Below are 12,263 nucleotides of genomic sequence, written 5' to 3'. Positions count from 1 at the left end.
ACTGGCATACAACTGACGCATTATCACTAAAAAGTTGTCTACTTCACTAATCTTCTGAGGGAACTATGAATTTTGATAATTTAATATTAGATCCACGTTTTTATGACATATTTGGAGCGGACAAGCAAGCCTGCGCTCTCCAGATTTGGCTCATGGAGTTCAAGAGTGCTGAGGAGACACAGGTTAAATGGCTTTATGGCCGTGCGCTTCCAGCAGATTTTATTGGTAGCCAATGGAGAGGTAATGTTAAGGGTAAAATGACAAAATTGTCAGAACAAGATTCCGTTCGCGTTCTCCCATTTACTGTTTATATTTCAGCTAGTTCTCTGAAACTCTTTGCTGAGAGCTTGATTAAAGGTTCAACGATCCACGATGCCAGCATCGCTGCAAACATCGATGCCGATGAGAAAATTATTAAACTTTTTAAGTTCGTCACTTTTAAACCAGACACATGCGTTCGGCCCGTGATGCATTTACCGACACGTGATTATTTCAAATCCGTGACAAAAAAACTCAGTCCCAGTTCATATGCCAGCTACGACAGTGGGGCCATCTCCTCAGTAAGTAAAGCATCTCTGTTTGAGAGTTTCGACAGTAAGAATGCTGCTCGTGTAGCAAGAATTGCCTGCGATTCAATTGATGCCGATACCGGTATGGCATTTGCTGAATATGACGCATGGCGTTTTGGTGATTTTGAATTCCTTTGTGCACCAGCGCTCAATCGTAAAGAAGCCTCTCGAATTTCTTTTAAAACTAAAGGTGAGCTTACTTCACTGACACTTTTTGAATCACTTACACACTTTCCAGCTAAGCTTCTTGTAATCATTAAATCCTTTAGTGGCGATTGCCTGCAATCGACGCATGTAACGACCATAGACAAAAACGAAACCTACCCTATAACGAAGCGATTTGATGTGGACTCATTTAAAAAGCAAACAGCTACCGCCTATACTCTTGAAATCTTGGCACAACCAGATGATACCGACGAAGCATTTATGTGTGTTTTAGATGGACATAAATTTAATCGCAGCATGAATATGAATTTAAATGTATATCAATCAATCAGAACCGGAGATAAAACTGACTGGCTGGCAAAACAGGTTCCCAAAGGGGAACGACACAGACTTGAAAGTGCATGGGAGATAAGTCGTTCAACCATACGTTCACGGCACGTTTATGGTAATTATCGGGACGACCCATGGGTTGATCTTAATTATACTGTTGCAAGGTCTCTGACTCGTTTGCTTCCGAAAAAATCAGAATCTCAATTCTTTCCTAAACTTTCCGATAGCAGAGGCATGAGCCGTCTGGAACTGGTGGCGTGGCTCCGCAAGACTTTTGATGCATATCCCACAGCACAAATTGCCTGGTTTGATCCGTACATGGAGGATGTGGGTATAGAATTACTCAATCGTATGGGGACGAAAAACGGGGACTATTTAATTTTTACTTCCGAAAAGCCACAAAGTTCTACCAATTTGCAGAAAATCAATACCACAATACAGGTCGATGTTAGTAAACAAATTAATGAAACCTCCCAACAAATTACAGACTGTAAAGCCGCGCAAGATCGTATTCAAAATCTAATTCAGAAATGCCAAGAATGGGGAAATTCTTCTTTCGGTAACGTGCATCTGCGTGTTGTTGCACTGCCCGCAGAAAAAATACATGATCGAATGATTCTTGTTCGTTCTCCTCAAGGTCTCCCTGTAGTGGGTTACCATGTCTCAAACTCTATACAACTGGCAAATGAAAATAATCCATTGCTGGTAACATCTATTCCTGGAGATGTACTGCCAGATGTTTTCAGCTATATGGATGACCTGATTGAATCATCACTATATACGACAGAAGAATCAAAAATCGGGAAAGTGATTTTCGATTCACGGGATCATGACATTAATCCCGGAAAAACTAATTTCAAGTATTTAACACCATTTGATTTTAAGCACAGTGGTGATGTTTTTTCTTGGTGGTTAAATCTTCCTGAGATGAAGGGATTGTACGGAGATAAGCTTAGAGAGACGGCTGGAAAACTGGATTTGTACAAAGATGATAAACTCAATGAGCAGATATTTGGCGACATTCCTTCACGCTTCTGGGAAACGGGGTTTGATCTAGAACCATTCAACTGTAATTGGGATGCTTTTGGTAAGGTTCTGGCAAATTTACCTGCAGGTGAATTGTACCGAATGGGTAATAGACCGTTACTGTCATCCGTAGAGGACAAACTTGTTCAATATCTTGACGCTAACAGGCAAGTACATCTTGATCACAGGAAGCACTCAAAGTTACTCATAGACTATGACCAATACCTTGATAAAGATCTTCACTTTTGGCTCAAAGATGGCGGTCCACCGGAGCGAATTTTTAGTTATTCTCCCGGGAGTTACCTGTACGGAGATTATTACGCAATTACACTAATGTGGATGAAAGCACCAGTTAGGTTTGTCAGGTGGCTTTCTGAACAAATCAACTCATGGTCACATGGTAATGTTAAGTGGGCTAAATCTCAAGTTCGCCTGTATGACCTTATCACGACAGCCCTCCGCCATATATGTGTTGACCTATATCACGGGAATCGTCAGGAATCCGTAAACGCACTTATATCAAGTGGCACCCCTATTTTACAATGGATTGGCCTGCATTTTCTGAGCAACCAAATAAAGAATAACGATGATGCAATACAACATTTTGACAAATTAGATTGTTTCAGCACCAAGGAAAAACTCTACATCCTTTGTTGGCTGATTAATGAGGCGAATTATTTTCAATCAGATAGTCGCGAAGCGCTCGTTAAACACTTGGGAACGTTAATTCAGCAACCATTAGCGGATCAGGAATTTCGTGAACTGCTCGAGCCTGTTCGCGGCCATTCTGGAAGGTTGCATCATATGACAGCATGGATTTTGGAGGCAATGCTTGTTCCAATGCTTGAACAAGGGGTAGTTAATCCAAACCAGATAGCCTTCCAGTGGCTGGAAGACCTGGTTGTACAATGGAAACCCGAAGGCGGTGACCAGCATATATTTTTCAACATGAAACGTGAAGGTGCTTTCACTGATGAGTTGGTGATTCTTTTCAGTTGCTTAAGCGGAATAGATCAGTTGATAATTGTTAATAACATCAAGATAATAGCTGATAAAATGGCTCGTAATATCAGAAAGCCTATTGCAGCTCAGGTGGACTGGAGAATTTATAGTTACTCACATTTTATAAATTTGTGGATTTTTGCATTGACCAGTCGGTTGCAACTATTCTCAAAAGTGCCCAAGGTTGAAAATGTCATAATATCAATACAGGACGAATGCAATTCCCTGATTGACCGCCTATCACAAAATTATCGGGACGTTCTGTATAATGATGAATTGATAAAGTACGCAATGGGCGATCCTGAGCAACTCCGTAGTCATCTTCTTTTGGGTGTAGTTAGCAATATCATAAACAAGAGGTAGAAGCGATCATTCGATTTCCATAAATTGCAGGATGATAATCAACAACGTAATACCTATCATTTTAGGTGGTCATTCTGGTGGTCTTGACAGAAAGGGAATTGAGAGTTAGCTTAAATATTAGCCAGTTACTGGCAAAGGCGATCCCAGTCAGAGGAGCCAATTTAAAGAAAGCAGACGTTCACTGACGTCTGCTTTTTTGCTTTTTATCAATCGGTTATCCCCTTCTTTAGGTTCACCCTCGCTCACCCAAAAACGCTACTGCCCACGACTTTTGTGGGTAAAATTGTTGGTATCTCTGGTTCGATTTTACTTATACCAACAACTCAAAGGGGCAAATCATGTCTCTAACTGATTCCAAAGTAAAAAATGCCAAATCTCTTGAGAAGGAATATAAGCTTACTGATGGCTTTGGCATGCACCTGGACTGCCCCCACAGCCGAAACTACCAATTTTCATAATATCGATATATAAAAGATGCTCTGGTAATCCCCCCGAAAAACCAGTGCATGCATAAGTAGAATTTTCTCCTAACCTGAATGCAGGGGGATTTCTATGAAACGATCACGTTTTACTGACAGTCAGATCATCACCATTCTCAAACAGGCTGAGGCGGGTACGCCGGTTCCTGAACTGTGCCGGGAGCATGGCATCAGCAGTGCCAGTTTTTATAAATGGCGCTCAAAGTTTGGCGGGATGGATGCTGCACTGATGAGCCGACTGAAAGAGCTTGAAGAAGAAAATCGCCGACTAAAAAAAATGTATGCTGAAGAGCGTCTGAAGGCCGAAATTATTCAGGAAGCGATGGCAAAAAAGTGGTGAAGCCATCAGACCGGAAGCAGATGGCTCTGCATGCAGTTGAACACCGGGGATCAGTATCCGTCTGGCCTGTCAGCTCTTTGTCGTCAGCGAATGTTGCTACCGATACAGGCGCTTACTGAGTCAGGAAAATCAACGGATTGCTGACTGGCTGGTGCGCATCACGGACAGCCAGCGAAACTGGGGCTTCGGCCTGTGTTACCTGTATCTGCGCAACGTGAAAGGCTTTGTCTGGAACCACAAGAGAATTTACCGGATTTACTGCGAACTGTCGCTGAATATGCGGATAAAACCTAAAAAACGGTTGAAACGTGAAAAGCCGGAACCACTGAGGGTCCCCACTGGCAGTAACGAGAGTTGGTCAATGGATTTTATGCATGATCAGTTGTCAGATGGTCGCTCCGTTCGTCTGCTGAATATTATTGATGATTTCAATCGCGAGGCCCTGGCAATAGAGGTCGATTTTTCCCTTCCGGCCAGTCGGGTAGTCAGAACTCTCGAACAACTGATTGAATGGAAAGGGAAACCGGCATCGATTCGATGTGACAACGGACCAGAATATGCAGGTAACACTCTGATAGTATGGGCTGAACGACAAAATATCATCCTCAATTTTATTCAGCCGGGGAAGCCACAACAGAATGCGTATATTGAGCGTTATAACCGGACAGTGCGTTATGACTGGCTGGGGCACTATCTGTTTTATTCGCTGAGTGAGTTACAGGAATACGCCACACAATGGCAATGGTTCTATAATCACGAACGACCGAATATGGCACTGAATGGCTTCACACCAATGCAGCATATTCAGCGCTTATCTGATTCTACTTATCTGCCCGGTTAAAAATGGGGGGATTACCGAATTATCGTATGTAATCCGGTACCATTAGCGATACCGGAACGACTGAATCAGATCTGGTCAATGTATTTGATAGATCACCTTGTATTTTTATCAAATAAAAAATCAAATTGCATATTTATTATTTAAAAATACTTTGTAATCATGGAACCTGGTTTTACCATCCTTTACACTTGTTATTGTCCACATGAAAGAGTTTTCTCGATGATTGATATCAAACAATAATGAAAGTTCTATTCTATGAGCATGAATACTATTTTTATCTTTATCAAAGACAGCTGATAGCGCAACTTGATCTAAAAACCAGTTAGTATTACCTTGCTCTATATTATTCCATATAAAACAAGCAACCTTTTTTATAAATGATTTACTTTTACTCGTATTCCTTAAATACACAAACCCAGCACAAATATCTTCCCAGAAGGGAGACGCCTCATCTTTAGTAATAATAATATCAGCATCTTTACTCACAGACGCATTTATCATAGACCATGGATTACGCACAAGTGAATCTGCGTCAAGGATTAGCACATCACCACTAACTTTAGAAAGCATATGATTTGCAAAAACGAATCGACGAGAAGCATAATGAACATTACAATCTTTCGAATCATCAAATGATTCTGTAGAGCATGATATATTTAACTCTAAGAATCTATTTTTCTTTTTCTCTATATCAATAAAAACCTGATTACTTATATTATAAACATGGAAATGAACATTAAATTCATGCTTGTTATTTTCATAAATAGAATAGAGAAGGGATATTGCATGTTCAAAATAATATCTATTATCACACGCAATAACGATTGTTGGTTTATTATTCGATTCCCTCGCATCTAAAACCCACGAGTAATAATTCAATGGCAGTAAGGTTTTTTTGTTTAAAATAGATGTGAAATCAATATAACTATCAGGATAACCACCATTTTTAAAAATAGTAGTGAGTATCATCATCATGATAAGAATATCTTGACCTAATAACTCTGGTTGCTTCGTGATTTTTTGAACCAATGGAATGGCAGCAGCATAGTCTTTTTCAAAAATACATATTGTCAGAAGTAAGTTATATATAGAAGGTATTTCGTCTAATATAGAGAAATTATTCTCGATTAAGTTAACAGCATGCTCTATTGCCCCTATACGGAACAGTAATTGAATAGAAACGACAAGATACTCAACATTCATTCCAAGATGGATAATATCATCAATACACCCAATTATCATATTGATATATTCATCCGGTAATCGTACATTTTTACCACCCCATTTATCATTTAACGCTAAATTTGACATAGCTATAGCATTTAGCATCAAAAAAAGCTTTTTCTCATCATCAGGTGGAAGATGGGTATCAACCTTCAACAATTTTTTATTTAACTCATAAGTATTTATTTCCCTCTTTATGAGAACATCAAAGATAATTTCACGAGGTAAGTCACCAACATCCCCGAGAATAAATTCCTTTGTAAATACATCTCTATAGTATTGATGAGCTAATTTGATAGAATCATATTTTGACATTTAAACCCTCAAATTATTCTTTTATATAAAAATCAGTTAGAAAGACGATGAATTAGCCAGTTTAAACAACATGCATAATCGATAAAGTCATTAGGAATCGAAAATACTCACATCATTTTCCTTCACAACCCTTGCCGGACTGCCAAAAGCAATAATCTTATCAGGCAGATCACTTACTACCACGGATCCCATACCTATTACACTAAAATCGCCTATTTTTCGTCTTTCCCTAACCATAACTCCCATACCAATAAAGACTCTTTTCCCTACATTACATCCACCGGCTAAACATACACCTGAAGCAAGAACTGTATTTTCGTGTATACTGCAGTCATGTGAAATTCTTGACATTTGTTGTATACAAACATTAGCACCTATGTATACGTCACAGGATAAAAAAACGCCTTCATTAATAATGCATCCTTCTTTTATCACAGTATTCTCGGGAACAAAAACTGAAGGATGAATTAGCGTGGCTAAAGGAATAGATAGATGGCTTATGTTATTTTTAAATTTTTCTCTTAGTATTGGTTCACCAACTGCTATAACTATCTCAGCAGTAAAGGATATATCATGAGGAATCGTCGTAGATGAGAAAACACGATGGCCATTAAGGATACGATCATAATTTATATCATCAATAAAAAATATCTCATCCCATCGTTTATTCACATCGTTTATACATTGAGCTAATAACAAGGCCTCCCTTCCTAATCCACCTGCGCCATATATACCTAATTTCATGCTTCCTCCAGATCTTGATACTTACTCATAGCATTTAGAAGAGCTTCGATAATACCATCCTGTTCATCATAAGATAAATCCGCATACATAGGTAAACACAAGACTTGATGAGACACGCGAGTTGCAACAGGTAGATTGTTCTCATTCGCGCTATTTAGTCCTCTATACATAGGAAAGGAACTGATTAATGGGAAGAAATATCTTCGCGTAAAGATATCGCTTTTTTTCATTTCCTCATAAACAAAATCCCTTAGACTAGGTGTTTTAATCTCAAAAAAGACAGGAAAATAGGCATAATTCCATTCAAAATTATTTATATCTTTAATTACCTTGACTGTTGGTAGCTTAGATAATAATAGAACGTATCTTTCATAGAGTTTTTTTCTCAACTCAAGAGCATTATCTATATATTTCAGCTGTAACAAACCAAAGGCGGCCTGAACCTCATTCATTTTTGAATTTATACCAGCAGCAACAACAGTCGTCTCATCAACAAAACCGAAGTTCTTCAAATGATCAATACGTTTCTTAGTTTTAAGATCATGAGAGATTATTGCGCCACCCTCAATCGTATTGAAAACTTTTGTTGCATGAAAACTAAGTATTGATAGATCGCCATAATTCAATATGCTTTGATTATCAATCTTAACACCAAAAGCATGAGCGGCATCATAAATGACTTTAACACCATAATTATCTGCTACCCTCTGTATTCCCTCAACATCACATGGAATACCGTAACAATGTACAGGTAATATTGCTGAAGTTGCAGGTGTGATTGCATTTTCAATTTTATTTACATCAATATTGCATGAATTAGGATCGATATCCACAAATACAGGTGTAAGCCCATTCCATAAAAGAGAATGAGAGGTCGCAACAAAAGAATAAGGGGTTGTGATAACCTCTCCCGTGACTTTTAATGCCTGAAGAGCAGTCAATAATGCTAGTGTTCCATTATTGAATAAACTAACATACTTAACACCAAGATAATTAGCTAATTCACTCTCTAACATATCATGGAATGGTCCACTATTCGTTAAAATTTGATTGGACCATATTTTTTCCAGGTATGGAGTAAACTCTGATAACGGGGGAATTAATGGCCTTGTAACAAATATTTTATCTTTCATATTACCCCTTAGCATACAAGAAACATTGAGTAAACGTTTTTACAATCTCATGCTGCCGTACTTATTCAACTAATAATTAATATCGGAGCATGAAATTGTTTTCATTTTTACTATTTGATAAATAGTCATAATTTCTCTATAGAAAAACTATGTGCAATTTCACCTTTGCAATAAATCTCCCATACTTTCGTTAGCATTTTTTCGAAAAAGAATGATTGGCTGACACCCGTTACTATTCCATTAGAGATCTTGGTACGCAAGCTACGACGAACCTCAGACAGTCTCTCTGGGTCATTACTGAATTTAATAGCTTTTTCTTTATATTCTTCTATTGAATACGCAGCAAAATCATCCACGCCTAAACCACTGGCAGAGAATAGCCCTTGCATTGTACACAGCGTCTCTCCAATCAACGTGAGGGTCGGAACACCCATCCATAATGCATGATTTGTCGTTGTACCTCCAGTATAAGGAAAGGTATCCAGCAACATATCAATCTCATGATGCATTTTAAGGTAGTCTTTTATACCTGTTTTTATGCGAAAATCTAGGCGATCGCTACTAACGCCCCATTGATTCATTTTTTCTTTAAAAATGTCAATTAATTCTTGCCCTGGCATATACCCGATTAACATTTTAGAATTAGGTACCGAACATAATATTTCGGCCCAAACCTTTAGCATTTCATCATTAATTTTTTGAGGGCGATTTAGTGAGCCAAAAGTAATATATTTATTCGATAAGAGAGGCAATTCATTTACATCAGGACTCAGCTCAGATGGTTCAAACATTTTTACAAACGGTAAAAAAATCAAATTTTCAATGAACTGTGCATGTAAGGAATCAGGCAGATCCATATTTGTATTAATAACATAATAATCGACCTCAGGAAGACCTGTAGTTCCAGGATAACCGATCCAACTCATTTGAATTGGTGCTGGTTTTAAGGCAAAAACAGGTAGACGGTTATATGCAGTATGCCCAGATAAATCGATAAGAATATCTATCTCATCATTATTAATTAGCTTTGCTAACTCGACATCACTCATCATATCGACATCGTGCCATTTATCTGTAACCATTTTTAGTTTTTCTGAACCATTCCTTTTGAAGCATGAATAAGCAAAAATAGAGAATGTTTCTTTATCCAATTCATCCCAAATAGGCCTGATAAAATTAGTTACTGGATGCTCTCCAAGATCACCTGACACGAACCCAATACGAAGACGACGATTAGGTTCTATAGCATTTCCATGATTAAATTTTAGCTTATAAGTATCAATTAAGTTATGGACTCTCCTACCATAAGCAAGATGCTCATCAAATAATGACTTAGCTGTAACACTTATATCATGAGATAATGCAAACAACAAATTACTATGTAAATGGAATGCTTCTGGCATTAACTCTACAGTCTTCCTATGGAATTTTATTCCATCCTTACTACCCAAGTTATGAGCAATAGACCCCATATGACTAATAAAATTAGAATTATTAGGCTCTATCGCCAAAGCTTTCTCCATACATATAAACGCTGTAGGAATATCTCCAAAAATATTTAATAATAATGCCAACGTATCCCACGCTAATGCACGATTATCATCACATCGCAAAACCCTTCGGATGAGCCTTAATCCATGATATAACTGATCCACCTTCCAAAAACAAATCACCAAATCAACATAATATCCCCAGTTAAATGGATTAAGTGAAATTGCTCTTGCAATAATTTCTATTGCACCATGAAAATCCTTAGTTTTAACAAATGTATTAACAAATGGATACCAAACATGGGCACTTTCAGGATGGGCCTTTATAACCTCTCTTGCTTTGTTTCGAGCTTCATCAAAAAATCCCAAATCAGTAAGTTTATCGATTTCTTCATATACTTTCCTACTAATCTGTGATTTGGCTAATATGGAGTTCAGTTTAGGTGCAGTTATCTTTTCGCTCCAAAACCCCCCCATACTGATATCTGTCGTATACAGAGTAATAGGCTGTATATAATTACCGATTTGACTAATTAACGCATTCTTAACGGCTTTCTGATAAAAATCTCGCCATGCTTTAGTTGTGCCAAAAAATACACCCTTATTACGTAAATCAAATAATTTTTGGTAGAAAGAAGCCTCTCTTTCTTTAATCAGGAAGTCAGGTTCTTTTAGAATTTTATAGTCATCTTCATCTAATAAGATAGTGTCATGCCAAAGATTGAAAGAAAGTTCACCATCTACAATTCCGGGTAGTACACTAAGAGATTTTTGTTTGCTGCGACGATAAACACAGTTACCCACATGAGGATAAAGACAAGACAGCCCTTTAATAAATAGGCTAGTCAGTGCATCTATTACATTTTTTTTATGTTCAGCATTTACTTTCTCTGGCAAGCTAGTATTAAACGCTATTTGATCAACACTCAGGCTATTTGGCCAGGCATCACCCAACAAATCTAATATACCTAAAACAAGGTCACTATCTGTAGTGATAGTTTCATCATGACCTGATTTATGGACATTTAACGCCTTACCATCATCTGTCATTACTCGCCTGAAATTACCAGCCCAATTTAGGGTTGCCAATTTATTTAAATCAGGCTCAGGATAAATACTATCCTCTCTATCCTTGCTGACTAGAATACTAAATCGTTGAGATCGATTTACTGCAAAATCTAAATATTGCTGGCGGAGATAGTTTTTATTTTCAGGGCATATTGTTTTATGTAATTGTGATACATTATTACCATAATGCTCAGCCAACTCGGTATACGCTTTCGCATCGCCGACATAAGCTAAACCTGCATTATTAGCTTGAGCATAGAAATCAACAAAATAACAAGGTTGATTAAAACCTTGCATATAATATAAGGCTAACTCAGTGTCTGATAATTTTTCAGCCTGACCAATTAATTCATTTAAAGATGCATACTGCGTATTACCTGATGACATTCCTAGTGATAAATAGGTTAGCATAGCCCGTGCACTTTCTTGTGCCGTTTTTTCATCACTAGCTAAACTACTATGTAATTGAATAGCATCACGTAATACCTCACCTGTTTTCCACCCGGGAAACGTATTATATCCATAGCAAATCAACCCATCAGGTGTTAGATGTTTTTTACAGAACTGCAACAAATTATCACGAACCTCTCCACCCAAGAGGCTAAAAACACCATGAACAATAATATAATCAAAATCTCCTGGTTCACTAGATAGAAGAGAGTCAAGATCTAATGAAAATAACTCAATATTATTGATATTTAACTTTCTTATCAGTGCATTACCTTTCTCAATTTTATCTGTATCAATATCAATACCTAGTGAATGGGATTTCGGATTTGCGATTGCAAAGGGAAAAAGATTACCACCATCTTGTGTCCCAATCTCTAAAATGCGGGCTGTTTCAGGTGCAGCAGACTTTATGCCGTAAAGATAAGCCATAGCCTGCAAATAATATGGAGCAGTGTGCACAATTGGAGGGCTGATCACGTTTTTTTTTGCAGGAATATCTGACGACTGCACATTTGACATTATCACAAAACGTTCCTTTTACACTCTTAAAAATAAACCCATTATATATAAATAAATCATTGAACAATCAACCGATAATCGAAGTATTCAGTTTCTTATTTACGCATTCGGAGTTAACAGGCGAGACTTCAGTGAAAAATATTTAAAAGTGGGTAGTTGAAGAAAATTTACAATATGCGCTTTCCTCTCAGCTGTATAGGCTCAC

At 37.7% G+C, this 12,263-nt stretch carries 5 protein-coding genes and 2 pseudogenes; 3 read left to right on the top strand and 4 right to left on the bottom strand.

Annotation, left to right across the window (positions count from 1 at the left end):
• Window positions 1-65: 65 nt before the first annotated feature.
• The 3 genes and pseudogenes from O1Q98_RS18640 to O1Q98_RS18630 all read left to right on the top strand — a co-directional run bounded on the left by O1Q98_RS18640 (window position 66) and on the right by O1Q98_RS18630 (window position 5,115).
• Complete coding sequence (locus O1Q98_RS18640; protein WP_125261324.1) at window positions 66-3,455, top strand: VPA1262 family protein; 3,390 nt, start codon at window positions 66-68, stop codon at window positions 3,453-3,455.
• Between the two features lie 338 nt (window positions 3,456-3,793).
• Window positions 3,794-3,877, top strand: a pseudogene (locus tag O1Q98_RS18635) (tyrosine-type recombinase/integrase); the annotation flags it as partial.
• A 130-nt stretch (window positions 3,878-4,007) separates the two neighbouring features.
• A pseudogene (locus O1Q98_RS18630) lies at window positions 4,008-5,115 on the top strand (IS3-like element ISKpn20 family transposase).
• 120 nt (window positions 5,116-5,235) lie between these two features.
• Here O1Q98_RS18630 and O1Q98_RS18625 read toward each other — a convergent pair.
• The 4 genes from O1Q98_RS18625 to O1Q98_RS18610 form a co-directional block, all read right to left on the bottom strand.
• A complete protein-coding gene (locus O1Q98_RS18625) occupies window positions 5,236-6,654 on the bottom strand; it encodes a putative nucleotide-diphospho-sugar transferase (protein ID WP_125258958.1) in 1,419 nt (472 codons plus the stop codon).
• A 90-nt stretch (window positions 6,655-6,744) separates the two neighbouring features.
• Window positions 6,745-7,398, bottom strand: a complete 654-nt coding sequence (locus O1Q98_RS18620; RefSeq protein WP_125258957.1) for an acetyltransferase — start codon at window positions 7,396-7,398, stop codon at window positions 6,745-6,747.
• Window positions 7,395-8,531 carry a DegT/DnrJ/EryC1/StrS family aminotransferase gene (locus tag O1Q98_RS18615; RefSeq protein WP_125258956.1) on the bottom strand — a complete coding sequence of 379 codons (1,137 nt, stop codon included), beginning with the start codon at window positions 8,529-8,531 and terminating at the stop codon, window positions 7,395-7,397. The genes O1Q98_RS18620 and O1Q98_RS18615 overlap by 4 nt, the downstream gene beginning before the upstream one ends.
• A 125-nt stretch (window positions 8,532-8,656) precedes the next feature.
• Window positions 8,657-12,058 (bottom strand): O-linked N-acetylglucosamine transferase family protein, encoded by a 3,402-nt coding sequence (locus O1Q98_RS18610; RefSeq protein WP_125258955.1) that lies wholly within the window; start codon window positions 12,056-12,058, stop codon window positions 8,657-8,659.
• Window positions 12,059-12,263 lie beyond the last annotated feature (205 nt).

The sequence above is a fragment of the Dickeya lacustris genome, assembly GCF_029635795.1.
GTDB lineage: Bacteria > Pseudomonadota > Gammaproteobacteria > Enterobacterales > Enterobacteriaceae > Dickeya > Dickeya lacustris.
The sequence above is the reverse complement of the archived record's forward strand: the minus strand, read 5'-3'. Positions and strand labels throughout refer to the sequence as shown.

What these genes read in the sequence shown, in the direction of transcription:
- O1Q98_RS18640 (WP_125261324.1), top strand. Translation starts at nt 66, where the DNA reads ATGAATTTTGATAATTTAATATTAGATCCACGTTTTTATGACATATTT.
- O1Q98_RS18625 (WP_125258958.1), bottom strand. Translation starts at nt 6,654, where the DNA reads ATGTCAAAATATGATTCTATCAAATTAGCTCATCAATACTATAGAGAT.
- O1Q98_RS18620 (WP_125258957.1), bottom strand. Translation starts at nt 7,398, where the DNA reads ATGAAATTAGGTATATATGGCGCAGGTGGATTAGGAAGGGAGGCCTTG.
- O1Q98_RS18615 (WP_125258956.1), bottom strand. Translation starts at nt 8,531, where the DNA reads ATGAAAGATAAAATATTTGTTACAAGGCCATTAATTCCCCCGTTATCA.
- O1Q98_RS18610 (WP_125258955.1), bottom strand. Translation starts at nt 12,058, where the DNA reads ATGTCAAATGTGCAGTCGTCAGATATTCCTGCAAAAAAAAACGTGATC.